Raw genomic sequence first — 13,859 nt, 5'->3', positions numbered from 1 at the left:
ATGCGCCGTGCCACGAAGGACCGAGGGGCGCTGATACGGACCGTTTCCGGTTGTCGTATCGGGGCGTGCGAAGTCGACCCGGTGACCCGGATCGCCAGAAGAAGTGTACGGGACCCGCGGGGCCCCGGGTGACGCCGCTGTCCACAACCCGGGAGTTATCCACAGATCCCGGCCATGATCCTCGCGGATGCGCGACGGTTCCGGCATGCGAGAGATGCGATGCGCGAGGACGGCAAGGACATGCGGGCGGCTGGTGTTGCTGCTGCTCCTGACGGCGACCGTCCTGCTGACACCGGCCCCACGACTGACCAAGACCGCCACGAGCGCGCCCGCCCCACCGGCCCCGGACCCTGCGTTGCCCACGGTCGGCCGAGCGTGGCCCGTGGGGGTACGTCCCCCGATCCTCCGCGGCTGGGAACCCCCGGCGACACCGTACGGCCGCGGCCACCGGGGCGTGGACCTCGCCGCCCCGGCCGGAGCACCGGTACGGGCTGTGGCCGCGGGGCGGGTGTCCTTCGCGGGCCGGGTGGCGGGCAAGGGGGTCGTGTCGGTGGAGCTGACGGGGACGGGGGATCCGCCGCTGCGGGCGACGTATGAGCCGGTGCGGGCGTCGGCGAAGAAGGGTGACGAGGTGGAGGCGGGGGAGGTCGTGGGGACGGTGGAGGCGAGTGGCTCGCACTGCACGGGGACGTGCGTGCACTGGGGTCTACGGAGAGGCGAGGCGTACCTGGATCCGCTGTCACTCCTGCCGCCGTGGCTGCTGCACAGGGGGCCGTCGAGGCTGCTGCCGGTACTGGGGGTGCCGTTGCCGTCGTAGCCGCCCGAGTTGCGGGCGCGCAGTCCGCGGGCAGTCGTGCCGCCCAGGGCCTGCCTGACAATTGCCGTCGTCCGCCCGCAGGGCGGGCCCCGCGGCGTCATTGAGGTCCCCCACGCAAGGTTGTTCGAGCGTGGGGAGCTTGCGATCGCAAGGCGCCGGAGCGCCCTTGATGGAGGGAGCCACGTGGGCGGTTCGGCAACGCGGCTGGGGTCCCCCTCTGGGGGAGTGCGTGCCGGACGCCACGGGGCAGGCGGGAATTGCCAGAGGCCCTAGGGCGGCTCCCGACCCAAAGAAGGGCGGCACCCCGTCAGTGCCGGGCTGCGCCACGCCCCGGCCCCAGCGCCAGCCCCAACGCCGGGCGCCCACCGGCACCGGGCAGCGCAACCCACCTGCGCCCGGCCCTCACCGGGCTCAGCCCTGAACGCCCCTCAACGCCATGGCTACAGCCGCATCCGTAATCGCCGCAGGCTCCTCCGCCGCCCCCAGCTCAATCCGCCGCACAGCCGCATCCACGACGCCCTGCAACAGCATCGCCGCCAGCCGAGGCTCCCCGTGCCCCATCTCCCGCAGCGCCTCGACGATCATCGCGACCAGCCCGCCGTGAGCCGCCCGGATCTTCTCCCGAGCCCCCGCGTCCAGCTCACTCGCGGAGATCGCCACCACGGCCCGATGCCGCCGGTCCCCGACCAGCGCGAGCTGCTGCCGCACATACGCCTCGACCTTGCCCTCGGCCGTCGACTCCCGCTCCATGGCCGCCGAAACCTCCGCGGCCCACACGGGAAAGTCGACCTCGCACAGCTCCTCCACCACGGCAGCCCGTGACCGGAAGTACTCGTACACGGACGAGCGCGCGAGCCCTGTCCGCTCGGCGAGAGCCGGGAAGGTCAGCGCCTCCGTCCCGCCCTCGGACAACAGGGAACGAGCCGCGTCCAGCAGGGCGGCTCGCTGCATCGACCGGTGCTCGGCCACGGAGGCCGCTCGAATCCTTGGCACGTCAACCACTTTACGGACGCGCCACCCCCGACGGGAGTGTCTCCGCAGAACCCCACCCGCGTCACGCCAGGTCAACGCCCGAAGCCGGCCAGTTTCGCCCGCAGCTGCAGCACGGACTTGGTGTGGATCTGACTCACCCGGCTCTCGGTCACCCCCAGCACGTTCCCGATCTCGGCCAGCGTCAGCCCCTCGTAGTAGTACAGCGTCACCACGGTCTTCTCCCGCTCGGGCAACGTGTTGATCGCCCGCGCCAGAAACCGCCGCAGTTCCCGGTCCTCGGCCACCTCCACCGGATTGTCCGCGGCCGTGTCCTCCAGCGTGTCCATGACGCTCAGCCCGTCGCCGCCCTCACCGCCGCCGTGCAGCAACTCCTCCAGTGCCACCACGTTGGCCAGCGACAACTGGCTGAAGACCGCGTGGAGTTCGTCCACCGCGATCCCCATCTCGGCGGCCACCTCCGCCTCCGTCGGCGTCCGCCGCAGCCGCGCCTCCAGCGTGGCGTACGCCCGCTCCACGTTCCGCGCCTTCTGCCGCACCGACCGCGGAATCCAGTCCAGCGCCCTGAGCTCGTCGATCATCGCGCCGCGGATCCGGGTGATCGCGTACGTCTCGAACTTGATCTCCCGGTCGATGTCGAACTTCTCGATCGCGTCGATCAGCCCGAACACCCCCGACGACACGAAGTCCGCCTGCTCCACATTGGGCGGCAGGCCGACGCTCACCCGGCCCGCCACGTACTTGACGAGCGGCGAATAGTGCAGGATCAGCTGCTCGCGCAACCGCTCGTCCCCCGTCGCCTTGTACGACCGCCACAGCTCGTCGAGCGTCGAGGGAGCGGGCGGTCGCACGCTGCCACCGTCACGGGCGGCTGGGGGGATCGCCGCCCGGTCGGACCCGGAGGTGTGCTGGGGCATTCGTTGCCTTGTGCCGTTCTGCCGTGAAATGGGGGTGCTTTTTGGGGGAGCTGTCGGTCTGTTGTCGCGCTGGTGCCGTTCTGGGGACCTTCCGGTGTCGAGGTGCCGGTCTGCGCCGGAATCCTCGTGAGCGTAGCGTGACTGAAGTGTCGCGGTGCGCGAAGGGCGGAGCGCAAGCCGTACGCAGATACGTTCCGCTGGACGCCCCGCCAGGTCATATCGATCGCTCTACGTGATCACCCGAACACCCCAACTGGGGGAATTCACAAGGGCGTCCGTGTTCCCCCGTACGGCCGAACACGCTCGGTCAACATCGGCTCCGACCGGCGCGAACAGAGATCATCGCCTGGCGTGTCAACTTCCAGCCGTCGCCGTGTCGTTCGACGTAACCAAGTGAGCGGAGTTCGTACAGTCTCGCGATCGCGTCGTCCTCGCTGGTCTGCGCGCCGCGTGCGACCTCGTCCACCGGCGCGGCGCGACGGCCGGGCAGCGCGGCCAGGACTCTGCGCGCCCCCGGCTCCAGCAGATCGCGCGGCAGGACGGGCCCACGCCGCTCGGGCGCCAGCTCCCCCATGTCGCCCACGAGCTCGACGACCTCGGTGGCATCGGTGACCAGCACGGCGTCCCCGCGCAGGAGCTCGTGCACGCCTGCGGAGAGCCCACTGGTGGCCGGGCCGGGGACCCCCATCGTGTGACGTCCCAACCGCTGTGCCGCCCGAGCGGTGACCAGCGACCCGCTGCGGTGGGCGGCCTCCACGACCACCGTGCCCCGGGTCAGCGCCGCGATCACCCGGTTCCGCACGATGAACCTGCTGGGCGTCGGATGGTCCCCCGGCGGCAGCTCCCCGATCACAAGCCCTTGTTCCCCGATCCTGTTGATCAGCTGGGTGTGCCCGCGCGGATAGGGACGGTCGACTCCGCAGGCAAGCACGGCGACGGTGGCCCCGCCGGCCCCCAGGGCACCCCGATGAGCGGCACCGTCGACCCCATAGGCGCCGCCGGACACGACCACCCAGCCCCGCTCGGCAAGCCCGCCGGCGAGTGTGGCCGCCATGTACGCCCCGTACTCGGTACAGGCCCGCGCACCGACGACGGCCACGGACCGCAACGCCCACATCCGCAGGCTGGCCCGCCCCCGCACCCACAGCCCGAGGGGCCGGGCGTCCCCCAGATCGTCGAGCTGCCCCGGCCACTCGGCGTCCCCCGGACGCAGAAACCGCACCCCGGCCTCCCGGGCGAGGGCAAGGTCATGTCCGGGCTCGGTCCTCACCGCCCGAGCCCGTAACCCGTCCCACCGCTTGTAACTCACGCCCGGCAAGGGCTCCACCCCCTCCCGCAACCGCCGCACCACTTCCCCCACCCCGTACTCCCGCACCCACCGCCCGGCCACCTCGTCACCGGGCTCGACGACCCGACCGAGAAAGACCCGGCCGAGCAGCTCGTCGTCCGCCGCCTCGCTGCCGTTCACATCAGCGCCCCGATGGCCATGGGCACGCCCCGCGGCACACCGGTGCGCAGTTGCAGTGCCAGGGCGACGTCCGTCGCGTCGGGCCGGTCGTGGCCGACGAGGTCGGCGACGGTCCAGGCGACGCGCAGGACGCGGTCGAGCCCGCGGGCGGTCAGTACGCCGCGCTCCAGATTCCGTTCCGCCTCGTCCATGGCTCCGATCGAGGCGTACCAACGGCTGCGCAGCTCACGTCCGGGGATCTCGCTGTTGGTCCGCCACGGGGTACCGGAGAGCCGGGCCGACGCCCGCTCCCGGGCTGCCCGCACCCGATCTGCGACCGTCGCGGTGGACTCGCCCCGTGCCCCACGCTCGGTCAGCTGGGCGCGCGTGACACGGTCCACCTCCACCCGGAGGTCGACCCGGTCCAGCAGCGGCCCGGACAGTCGGGCCTGATAGCGGCGGATCACGGAGGGCGGGCACTCGCACATGTCGTCCGTCTGGGAGAAGCGGCCGCAGGGGCAGGGATTGGCCGCCAGCACCATCAGGAACTTCGCCGGGAAGCGCACCACGCCCGCGCTGCGCGCGATGACGACGTGCCCGGCTTCCAGGGGCTGCCGCAGGGCGTCGAGGGCCTGGCTGCTGAACTCCGGCGTCTCGTCCAGGAAGAGGACACCCCGGTGGGAGAGCGACACCGCGCCGGGTCGCGCGATGCCGGGTCCCCCGCCGACAAGTGCCTGCATCGTCGCCGAGTGGTGCGGGGCGCAGTAGGGGGCCACGTCGATCATGGGCTTGCCCGGCGGCAGCAGCCCCGCCACCGAGTGCACCGCCGTGACCTCCAGCGACTCCTCCCTGCCGAGCCGGGGCAGGATGGCCGGCAGCCGCTCCGCGAGCATCGTCTTGCCGGCGCCGGGCGGTCCCTCCAGGAACAGGTGATGCCCGCCTGCCGCGGCGACCTCCACGGCCGTACGCGCCGACATCTGGCCCACCACATCGGCCAGGTCGTGTCCATGGTCGGGCTGGGCGGCTCCCATGCTGTGGATGCCCGTGGCCGCACCCGTCCCGGGCACCCGCAGACCCGCGAGCAGCGGATCCGGCCGGCTCAGGTCATCGGGTTCCTCGTCGGGCACGGGTTCGTCCGTGAGGACGGCGATCAGCTGGCGCAGGCTGCGCACTCCCAGGACGGACACACCCGGCACCAGCGAGGCCTCGGCCACGGCGCATTCCGGGACGACCACCTGCTCGTACCCGGCGTCGGCCGCGGCCAGCACGGCGGGCAGGATGCCCCGGACGGGGCGCACCCGTCCGTCCAGGCCGAGTTCTCCGATCATCACGATGTCCGCGAGAACCTGCGGGTCGATCCGCTCGGCGGCACCGAGGACGGCGCAGGCGACGGCCAGATCGAAACCGCTGCCCGCCTTGGGCACCGATGCCGGGCTGAGCCCGACGGTGAGCTTCTTCTGCGGCCACTCCCCTCCGGAGTTCACGACGGCCGCCCGAACCCGGTCCCGGCTCTCCGACAGGCTCTTGTCCGGCAGCCCCACCAGGGTGAACGCCGCCACCCCCGGCTCCAGGTCCGCCTGGACCTCGACCACGACCCCCTCGACGCCCACCAGGGCCACCGAGCATGTACGCGCGAACCCCATGTCAGGCCACCCCCCGCGCGTGCTCGACCACGGGCGCGCCACGGTCGGGCAGGACGATGCCGACCAGGTCGATACGGACGCCTCCGGGTGGAGCCCCTCCGTGCGCGTGGATCCAGCGTTCCGCGAGGCCTCGCAGACGCTGTGCCTTCTCGGGCGTGACTGCGGCCATCGGATGCTCGTAGCCACCGGTCCTGCGGGTCTTTACCTCACAGACGACCACCATGTCGCCGTCCCTGGCGACAATGTCGATCTCTCCGGTCCTGCCACAGCGCCAGTTGCGCTCCAGAACCGTCATCCCGGCCTCGACCAGCCGCCGGGCGGCCAGTTCCTCGCCGTACCTGCCGAGTGCACTGCGTGCGTTCATGTCGGCACCACCTCCGGCGCCAACAATGAGACCGCTTCAGCGAGCTATTGGATCTTGGTGGACAAGTCCGCGACTGTGGATAACTTCCTCACCCCTGCGGGTGAAAGTCACCGAACGTCACCGCGCATCACCCGCCCGGAAGCTCCAGATCGCTCTTGTTCAGCTCCTCGATGTTCACGTCCTTGAACGTGAGTACGCGAACCTGCTTCACGAACCGCGCCGGCCGATACATGTCCCACACCCAGGCATCCGCCATGGACACCTCGAAGAACACCTCACCCTGAACCGAGTGCACCTGCATCTCGTAATCGTTGGTCAGGTAGAAGCGCCGCTCGGTCTCGATCACATACTTGAACAGACCGACGACATCGCGGTACTCCCGATAGAGCTTGAGCTCCATCTCGGTCTCGTACTTCTCGAGGTCCTCGGCGCTCATGGCATGTTCCCCTTCAGCCGTGCGATCCCACCATTGTGCGCCAGTCCCGTCAGCACCTAGACAATTTCGGGGTCAAGGGTCACGGGCCCGGCGGGGGGACCTTCGTCGAGCAGTGTGCACAGCAGCTCGGCGAGTCTGGTCGGATACACCGTCTCATGTGCCCGGGCAAGTTCCCGACACGTCCACCAGCGCGCTCCGGCGACGCTGCGCCGCTCCAGCTCGGTGAGCGCCACGGGCCGGGTCGCCGTCTGTGTCGTACGGGCCAGGTAGTACCACTCGTCCTGGTCCCAGCGGCGTCCCGCGAACGGGAAGGAGCACATCCGCCGCCACAGCACAGGGCCGAGTTCGACCTCCGTGATGCCGGTCTCCTCGGCGAGTTCCCGCAGCGCGGCTTGCGCCCGGCTCTCGTCCGCCTCGACGCCGCCGCCCGGGGTGAACCACCAGTCGTCGGCCGGGTCCTCCGGCTCATGGCCGTGCAGGAGCAGGATGCGGTCCTGCGGGTCGAGCAGGACGACCCTGGCCACCTTGCGCAACCCGCCGTCGTACGAGTCGCCGTACGGCCCGTTTCCCACGCCCGGCGCCTCAGCGGGCACCCGCGGGCTCCGTCCTGGGCTTGGCGCGCCTGCCCAACCTGTTCGCGATCGGCCCCCAAGCCCCGCCGCCCAGCACCAGCACACCGCCCACGGCGATCAGCGCGACGACCGTCCGCAGCGGCCCCGGCGACGACAGCGCGCCGAGTTGTTCGAAGCCCGTGGGGCGCTGCAGCATGCCGTTCATGGGCCATACGACGGCGTCCACCCGGGCCGACACGGCACTGCGCGCGACGGTGCCGCTGGCAGCGTCCGTGAGGTGGGCGGTGGAGTCCAGGGAGCCGCTTCGCTCGTCACCGAGCAGGAAGAGCCTGCCCTTCGGCACCGTCACGGTCGCGAAGTCCTGGATCTCGGCCAGGCTGCCCTTGGCCAGATACGGTTCGTCGATCTGCTTGCCGTTGACGGTCAGCTTGCCCTCGGTGCAGCAGGCGACGGTGTCCCCGCCGACGGCGACCACACGCTTGACGACGGCGGCATTCGACACCCACGTCTTGTCGGTGAAGACGACGACGTCACCCCGGCGCACCTCACCGCCGTCGACCCGCTGGGCCAGCACCCGGTCGCCCGCGGCGATCGTCGGCGCCATCGAACTGGTGGGCACGGTGTACGGCCGGTAGAGGACCGCTCCCCAGGCGAACCCGCCGAGGAACAGCACACAGCCGAGGGCCACGGCCAGTCCGGACAGTATTCCGCCCGGATCGGCCTTCGACTTCCCCTTGTCGTATCCAGCAGCTCCCACGTCCACTCCCATTCCGCAGTCCGCGCCGGGCACCCTATCGCGCGACGAAAAACCGCGGTGGTCTCCCCGAGATCTTCCAATCCGGGAGAGACCACCGCGGTCACGGTACGCGTCAAAGAAGAAGATCAGGCCGCTCCGCAGCTCCAGTAGCCCCAGCCGCCCCACTCACCGCTGCGGTACTCACCCGAGCCGGCCTGCATGCAGACCCCGGTGCCTTCGGCATAGCTCTTGTTGACCGTCACCGGAGAGCCGTCGGCACCATTCGGGTTCCAGATGGCGAAGTCATAGCCGCCGCCCGACTGGTAGGGCGCGACATCCACCTTCACGACCGCGGACATGCCTTCCGCGCACTTGTCGTACACGGTGAACACCTCACCGTAGGACGAGAAGTGCGCTGCGGAAGAGTACGAGCACCCCGTCTTGAGGCTTGCTCCGTACACGGTCACGTCCGTCCCCGCCAGGGCCGGCGAGTTGGCGAGCCCGACCAACGCGACCGCACCGACCAGTGCGCCCGCGAGCTGAAACTTTCTCACGCAACCCCCAAAGTCCAACTGATTTCAACACCCGAATACAGCAGGCCCCAGGAGGGGCGAGACCTCACCGCCGCCCGCCCCCCTGGGGCCATATTCCCGCTGGGAAGATCAGGCCGTACCGCAGCTCCAGTAGCCCCATGCGCCCCACTCACCGCTGGAGTACTCACCCGAGCCGGCCTGCATGCAGACCCCGGTGCCTTCGGCATAGCTCTTGTTGACCGTCACCGGAGAGCCGTCGGCACTGTTCGGGTTCCAGATGTAGAAGTCATAGCCGCCGCCCGACTGGTAGGGCGCGACATCCACCTTCACGACCGCGGCCCAGCCATCCGCGCACTTGTCGTACACGGTGAACACCTCACCGTAGGACGCGAAGTGCGCTGCGGAAGCGTACGAACACCCCTGCTTGAGGCTCGGTCCGTACACGGTTACGTCCGTCCCCGCCAGGGCCGGCGAGCTGGCGAGCCCGACCAACGCGACCGCACCGACCAGTGCGCCCGCGAGCTGAAATTTCTTCACAAAACCCCCCAAACTTCAACTGATCTTTACCGCTCGAACAAGATCGAAGATTAACAGCGGCGGCCTCGATGAACGAACAAAGATCCGAATGTGATCAAGTTGTGACGGCTTGCTCGGGGGAAGACAACGGGGCCCCAGAGGCGAGACCTTGCGGTCTCCTCTGGGGCCCCGGGAGTCGGCGTTGTGGTACCGGGCCGCGTTTGGCCGGCTACTCAGCAGTGCGGGCCGAAGCCCGGGCCAGCCTGCGGCGCCAGACCACCACCGGTACGACGCCCGCGAAGGCGACCGTCTGCGGCGCGTAGGGCAGTGCTGCTGCGGCGGAGGCCTGCTCGTCGAGCCCGGGCTGGTCGAAGGTGTCGGGAACCGGCAGTGTGCCCCAGCGGTTGATCGGCCAGGCCTTCACGATGGCGCGCCCGACGACCTTCTTGACCGGGACCATGCCGTGGTACTTGTCGGACTGGTTGTAGCGCGAGTCGCGCGAGTTCTGCCGGTGGTCTCCCATGACCCAGATGAAACCCTCGGGGACCTTCACCTTGAACTGGCCACCCGTGTCGTCCTGACTGCACGGGGTGTTGCCCGGGTAGACGTACGGCTCGTTCAGCACCTTGCCGTTGACCGTGACGGGGCCGGTGCCCTTGCACTCGACCGTGTCACCGCCGACGCCGATGACGCGCTTGATGAGGTCCTTCTCCTCGGCCGACGGCATCAGGCCGATCCAGCTGAGGAACGTCTGCAACGCGTTCGGGTCCGGCGCCGGCTCGCCCCAGAGCCACTTGCCGGGGTCGTGGAAGACAACCACCTCGCCGCGCTCGGGCTCGGAGCCGAACCACGGGGTCAGCTTGTCGACCAGGACACGGTCCCCTCGCTGGAGGGTGTTCTGCATCGAGTCGGAGGGGATCGAGAACGCCTGTACCAGGAAGGTCTTGATCAGCAGCGCGAGGACGAGCGCGATGCCGATCAGGATGGGCAGCTCCTTCCAGAAGGAGCGCGGCTTCTTCGCCTGGGGGGTGCTGTCGCCGGGACCCTGGTCGTCGGGCCCGTCGGACCTGGTCTGCTCGCCCGTCCTCATACCGTCCTCGGTCACTCCGGAATCACTCCCGGAGGTCATGGCGCCGTCCGCGGCCGGGTCGGCTGCTTCCACGGGGTGTCCGCGGTGCTCCTCGCCGTCGTGCCCGGACCGTGCGCCAACCGCCACATCCCCCACGCCAACTCCTTACTCTGTGCCGCTGCCTGCCCCATGCGCGGCGCAGGCCCACTACTCCCATAACGAGCGGGAGTTCCGCAGGGCTCGGGAGCTGGATCGTTCCGTTCGAATCGTGTGACGCCACCCTATGCGACAGCTCGGCGGAGGCGGTCGACCCCGTCGCCGAGTCGGAGATGGAGGCGTAGGTGTTCGGTTCGTCCAGAGAGGTCCAGTGGCCGAAGGGCCAGGCGATCCACATGGCACGTCCGACGACCTCGTCCTCGGAGACCGTGCCGCCGTAGCCCTGGCTCTGGTGCGCGCGGGAGTCGGCAGAGTTGGCCCGGTGGTCGCCCATCACCCACAGCCGTCCCTGCGGAACGGTGATGTCGAACTGCGTGTCGGAGGGGGCGTTGCCGGGATACAGATAGTCCTCATTCAGGGGAACGCCGTTGACCGTGACCCGTCCCTGCGTGTCGCAGCACTTGACGCGGTCACCTCCGACTCCGACGACCCGCTTGATGAGGTCCTTCTCGTCGTCGGACGGCAGCAGGCCGATGAAGGTGAGTGCCTGCTTGACCTGCTTGATGACGACGGGATCCTCCTTCTTCACCGTCGTCTGCTCGCCCCGGAGCCAGCCGCCGGGGTCCTTGAAGACGACGACGTCACCGCGCTGCGGCTTGGAGCCGAACCAGGGCGTGAGCTTGTCGACCAGGACACGGTCGCCGATCTGGATCGTCTGTTCCATGGAGCCGGACGGGATCACGAAAGCCTGGACGAGGAAGGTCTTCAGGACGAGCGCGATGAGGACCGCGACGCCGACGAGGAGGGGTATCTCCTTCATCGCGGAGCGCCTGCGGCGCCGTTTGACCTTGCGCTGGAGCTTGCGCCGCTCCGCGCGCGTACGACCGCCGGCCGGGCTGGCGGCGCGCCGAGCGCCGGTGGGCAGCAGATTGTCGGCGGGACTGCTGGGCGCGCCGCGGGGCTTGCCACGGTTACCCATGAGCACCCTCCGCTGCGGGCACGCGCGCGTAGGCGTCGGGACGGTCCAGGCGGGTCCAGTGCGCGGTCGGCCATACGATCCAGTCGGCACGGCCGATCACATCGTCGACGGGAATCATGCCGCCGCCGGGCGAGCCCAGATGGTCGCGGGAGTCGCTGGATTCGCTGCGGTGGTCGCCGAGGACGAACAGGCTGCCGTCGGGCACGACGACGTCGAACGGCACCGTGGACGGGCTGTCGCCGCGGTACAGGAACGTCGACTCGTCGACCGACCGGCCGTTCACCCTGATCCTCCCCTCCTTGTCGCAGCAGACCACGTGGTCTCCCCCCACACCCACAACGCGTTTGATGTAGTCGGCATCCCCGAAATACCCAGTTCCGTCGAACACGACAACATCACCGCGCCGCGGCTCGGCACCGAAACGGTACGCCAACTTATTTACGAGAACGCGGTCGCCGATCCTCAATCCGGACTCCATGGATCCGCTGGGAATCTCGAACGGCCGCAGTACGAACGTGTTGAGCAGCAGCAGAGACACCAGGAAGACCAGCAGGGCCAGGCTGATCCGCCCGCCCGGGAGCCACTGGGTGATCCGGGACACCAACGCGAAGCGCGACCGCCCCTCCTGACCCTCTGTGTCCGAGATCTCCTCGGAATCGGAAGGGCGGGAGGAGCGGTCGCGCTCCGTCGGCTGTGCTTCGGTGTCCATCGGGGCCAGATGTTATCCGGCCCCGCTTTGGACCCTGTGGGGGCGAGCCCCCCGAAGCGCTCAGTTCTCGCGCTTCTCCTTGATCTTCGCCGCCTTGCCGCGCAGGTCGCGCAGGTAGTACAGCTTGGCGCGACGCACGTCACCGCGAGTGACGAGCTCGATCTTCTCGACGATCGGGGTGTGCACCGGGAAGGTGCGCTCGACGCCGACGGAGAAGGAGACCTTGCGGACCGTGAAGGTCTCGCGCACGCCGGCACCCTGGCGACGGATCACAACGCCCTTGAACTGCTGCACACGGGAGCGGTTGCCCTCGATGACGCGGACGTGGACGTTGACGGTGTCGCCCGGGCGGAAGGCCGGGATGTCGCTGCGCAGCGACGCGGAGTCGACGGTGTCGAGCAGGTGAGACATTTCGTCTGCTTTCTTCGCCCATGCCACAGGTCATAGGCGGGAGCTAGGTGTTTCGAGGAGGCTGTCCGTGTCGGGGCGGGCGTCGTGTCCCCCTGTGGCAGGGGCGCACGCCGGACGACGCACAACAGCGGTTTATTCTTCCACGCCCTCTGTCCTGCGCCAAAATCGGCCGAACCGCTCCCCCTCCGGATCAGGCATCCAGCCCAGGATGGAGAGCATCTCGCGGTCCTTCTTGTCGAAGGCCTTGGGGTCGCAGCGCTCTATGAGGTCCGGCCGATTGACCGTCGTACGCCTGAGCGCCTCGTCCCGGCGCCAGCGGGCGATCTTGCCGTGGTGGCCGCTGAGCAGCACGTCGGGGATGTCCCGGCCGCGCCACTCGGGCGGCTTGGTGTAGACGGGGCCTTCGAGGAGGTTGGCCATCGCGCCGGGTGCGAAGGAGTCGTCCCGGTGGGACTCTGCGTTCCCCAGGACGCCGGGCAGCAGACGGGCCACGGCCTCCGTGATGACCAGTACGGCCGCCTCGCCGCCGGCGAGGACGTAGTCGCCGATGGACACCTCGTGGACGGGCATACGGGTCGCGTACTCGTCGATGACGCGGCGGTCGATGCCCTCATAGCGGGCCGGCGTGAAGATCAGCCAGGGCCGCTCGGAGAGCTCGACGGCGAGTTCCTGCGTGAAGGGGCGGCCGCTGGGGGTGGGGACGATCAGGGTGGGCGCGCGGGAGTCCGTCTCGTAGCCGTCCGCCAGCACGGAGTCCAGCGCGTCTCCCCAGGGCTCGGTCTTCATGACCATCCCGGGGCCGCCGCCGTACGGCGTGTCGTCGACCGTGTTGTGGCGGTCGTACGTCCAGGTACGCAGGTCGTGCACATGGACGTTCAGCTGTCCACGCGCGCGTGCCTTGCCGACGAGGGAGACGTTCAGCGGCTCCAGGTACTCGGGGAAGATCGTGACGACGTCGAGCCTCATGCGCTGTCGTCCCTGGTGGAGTCGATCTCCGCCTTGTCGTCGATCAGGCCCGGCGGTGGCGTGATGACGGCCTTCTGCTCCTCCAGGTCGATCTCGGCGACGATCTCCTCGACGAAGGGGATCATCACCTCCGTGCCGTCGGGACGCTCCACGATGAAGAGGTCCTGGGAGGGCAGGTGCGAGATCTCGGTGATACGGCCGACTTCCACGCCCTCAGCGGTGACCACGTCCAGGTCCATCAGCTGGTGGTCGTAGAACTCGTCCTCCTCCTCGGGCAGCTCCTCCGGATCCACCTCGGCGATCAGAAGGGTGTTGCGCAGCGCCTCGGCGGCGGTGCGGTCCTTGACCCCTTCGAAGCGCAGCAGCAGTCGGCTGCTGTGCACCCTGCCGGTCTCGATGGTGAGCGGGCCTACCGAGGCGGGATCGGTGAGGAGGACCGCGCCGGGCGCGAGCCGCAGTTCCGGCTCGTCGGTGCGGACCTCCACGGTGACCTCGCCCTTGATGCCGTGAGCGCGGCCGATCCGTGCGACTACGAGCTGCACTTTTCGAAGATCTCCTGTCGTAACGACGACGGGCCGGGGACGGCCCAGTGGCCCTC

The 13,859-nt window shown here is 69.4% G+C and carries 17 protein-coding genes; 1 reads left to right on the top strand and 16 read right to left on the bottom strand.

The window, feature by feature from the left end; translation table 11 throughout:
* Window positions 1-205 precede the first annotated feature (205 nt).
* Window positions 206-817: a murein hydrolase activator EnvC family protein gene (locus ADL12_RS33740; protein WP_244188145.1), complete on the top strand. Its 612-nt coding sequence runs from the start codon at window positions 206-208 to the stop codon at window positions 815-817.
* Between the two features lie 411 nt (window positions 818-1,228).
* Here the strand turns inward: ADL12_RS33740 and ADL12_RS33735 are convergent, their stop codons facing one another.
* The 16 genes from ADL12_RS33735 to rimM form a co-directional block, all read right to left on the bottom strand.
* Window positions 1,229-1,786 (bottom strand): TetR/AcrR family transcriptional regulator, encoded by a 558-nt coding sequence (locus ADL12_RS33735; RefSeq protein WP_062709212.1) that lies wholly within the window; start codon window positions 1,784-1,786, stop codon window positions 1,229-1,231.
* A gap of 95 nt (window positions 1,787-1,881) precedes the next feature.
* The gene (gene whiG / locus ADL12_RS33730; protein ID WP_062709211.1) at window positions 1,882-2,724 is read right to left on the bottom strand and encodes an RNA polymerase sigma factor WhiG; all 843 of its coding nucleotides are present in this window, start codon (window positions 2,722-2,724) and stop codon (window positions 1,882-1,884) included.
* 307 nt (window positions 2,725-3,031) lie between these two features.
* Window positions 3,032-4,192: a DNA-processing protein DprA gene (dprA, locus tag ADL12_RS33725; RefSeq protein ID WP_062709209.1), complete on the bottom strand. Its 1,161-nt coding sequence runs from the start codon at window positions 4,190-4,192 to the stop codon at window positions 3,032-3,034.
* A complete protein-coding gene (locus tag ADL12_RS33720) occupies window positions 4,189-5,814 on the bottom strand; it encodes a YifB family Mg chelatase-like AAA ATPase (protein ID WP_062709207.1) in 1,626 nt (541 codons plus the stop codon). The genes dprA and ADL12_RS33720 overlap by 4 nt, the downstream gene beginning before the upstream one ends.
* Window position 5,815: 1 nt before the next feature.
* The gene (locus ADL12_RS33715; protein ID WP_062709205.1) at window positions 5,816-6,178 is read right to left on the bottom strand and encodes a YraN family protein; all 363 of its coding nucleotides are present in this window, start codon (window positions 6,176-6,178) and stop codon (window positions 5,816-5,818) included.
* A 127-nt stretch (window positions 6,179-6,305) separates the two neighbouring features.
* On the bottom strand, window positions 6,306-6,614 hold the full coding sequence (locus ADL12_RS33710; RefSeq protein ID WP_003965949.1) for a DUF2469 domain-containing protein: 309 nt from the start codon (window positions 6,612-6,614) through the stop codon (window positions 6,306-6,308).
* 56 nt (window positions 6,615-6,670) lie between these two features.
* Entirely contained in the window at window positions 6,671-7,207 is a 537-nt protein-coding gene (locus ADL12_RS33705; RefSeq protein WP_062709201.1) for an NUDIX hydrolase, read from the bottom strand.
* The gene (lepB, locus tag ADL12_RS33700; protein ID WP_244188144.1) at window positions 7,197-7,943 is read right to left on the bottom strand and encodes a signal peptidase I; all 747 of its coding nucleotides are present in this window, start codon (window positions 7,941-7,943) and stop codon (window positions 7,197-7,199) included. Before lepB (ADL12_RS33700) ends, ADL12_RS33705 begins: the two co-directional genes overlap by 11 nt.
* A gap of 125 nt (window positions 7,944-8,068) precedes the next feature.
* Window positions 8,069-8,476 (bottom strand): hypothetical protein, encoded by a 408-nt coding sequence (locus tag ADL12_RS33695; RefSeq protein ID WP_062709195.1) that lies wholly within the window; start codon window positions 8,474-8,476, stop codon window positions 8,069-8,071.
* Window positions 8,477-8,584: 108 nt separating this feature from the next.
* The gene (locus ADL12_RS33690; RefSeq protein ID WP_062709193.1) at window positions 8,585-8,992 is read right to left on the bottom strand and encodes a hypothetical protein; all 408 of its coding nucleotides are present in this window, start codon (window positions 8,990-8,992) and stop codon (window positions 8,585-8,587) included.
* 208 nt (window positions 8,993-9,200) lie between these two features.
* Window positions 9,201-10,196, bottom strand: coding sequence for a signal peptidase I (lepB, locus tag ADL12_RS33685; protein WP_062709191.1), 996 nt, complete (start codon window positions 10,194-10,196; stop codon window positions 9,201-9,203).
* Window positions 10,084-11,175, bottom strand: a complete 1,092-nt coding sequence (gene lepB / locus ADL12_RS33680; RefSeq protein WP_062709263.1) for a signal peptidase I — start codon at window positions 11,173-11,175, stop codon at window positions 10,084-10,086. Before lepB (ADL12_RS33680) ends, lepB (ADL12_RS33685) begins: the two co-directional genes overlap by 113 nt.
* The gene (lepB, locus tag ADL12_RS33675) at window positions 11,168-11,884 is read right to left on the bottom strand and encodes a signal peptidase I (RefSeq protein WP_062709189.1); all 717 of its coding nucleotides are present in this window, start codon (window positions 11,882-11,884) and stop codon (window positions 11,168-11,170) included. Before lepB (ADL12_RS33675) ends, lepB (ADL12_RS33680) begins: the two co-directional genes overlap by 8 nt.
* Before the next feature lie 60 nt (window positions 11,885-11,944).
* Window positions 11,945-12,295: a 50S ribosomal protein L19 gene (gene rplS, locus ADL12_RS33670; protein WP_062709187.1), complete on the bottom strand. Its 351-nt coding sequence runs from the start codon at window positions 12,293-12,295 to the stop codon at window positions 11,945-11,947.
* 132 nt (window positions 12,296-12,427) lie between these two features.
* Complete coding sequence (trmD, locus tag ADL12_RS33665; protein WP_062709185.1) at window positions 12,428-13,261, bottom strand: tRNA (guanosine(37)-N1)-methyltransferase TrmD; 834 nt, start codon at window positions 13,259-13,261, stop codon at window positions 12,428-12,430.
* Window positions 13,258-13,803, bottom strand: a complete 546-nt coding sequence (rimM, locus tag ADL12_RS33660) for a ribosome maturation factor RimM (protein ID WP_062709182.1) — start codon at window positions 13,801-13,803, stop codon at window positions 13,258-13,260. Before rimM ends, trmD begins: the two co-directional genes overlap by 4 nt.
* Between the last annotated feature and the right edge of the window lie 56 nt (window positions 13,804-13,859).

This window comes from Streptomyces regalis (assembly GCF_001509475.1).
Taxonomy (GTDB): domain Bacteria; phylum Actinomycetota; class Actinomycetes; order Streptomycetales; family Streptomycetaceae; genus Streptomyces; species Streptomyces regalis.
Note: the sequence above shows the minus strand (reverse complement) of the source record. Positions and strands in the feature narration are given on the sequence as shown.

What these genes read in the sequence shown, in the direction of transcription:
- ADL12_RS33740 (WP_244188145.1), top strand. Translation starts at nt 206, where the DNA reads ATGCGAGAGATGCGATGCGCGAGGACGGCAAGGACATGCGGGCGGCTG.
- whiG (WP_062709211.1), bottom strand. Translation starts at nt 2,724, where the DNA reads ATGCCCCAGCACACCTCCGGGTCCGACCGGGCGGCGATCCCCCCAGCC.
- ADL12_RS33720 (WP_062709207.1), bottom strand. Translation starts at nt 5,814, where the DNA reads ATGGGGTTCGCGCGTACATGCTCGGTGGCCCTGGTGGGCGTCGAGGGG.
- ADL12_RS33715 (WP_062709205.1), bottom strand. Translation starts at nt 6,178, where the DNA reads ATGAACGCACGCAGTGCACTCGGCAGGTACGGCGAGGAACTGGCCGCC.
- ADL12_RS33710 (WP_003965949.1), bottom strand. Translation starts at nt 6,614, where the DNA reads ATGAGCGCCGAGGACCTCGAGAAGTACGAGACCGAGATGGAGCTCAAG.
- lepB (WP_062709263.1), bottom strand. Translation starts at nt 11,175, where the DNA reads ATGGGTAACCGTGGCAAGCCCCGCGGCGCGCCCAGCAGTCCCGCCGAC.
- lepB (WP_062709189.1), bottom strand. Translation starts at nt 11,884, where the DNA reads ATGGACACCGAAGCACAGCCGACGGAGCGCGACCGCTCCTCCCGCCCT.
- rplS (WP_062709187.1), bottom strand. Translation starts at nt 12,295, where the DNA reads ATGTCTCACCTGCTCGACACCGTCGACTCCGCGTCGCTGCGCAGCGAC.
- trmD (WP_062709185.1), bottom strand. Translation starts at nt 13,261, where the DNA reads ATGAGGCTCGACGTCGTCACGATCTTCCCCGAGTACCTGGAGCCGCTG.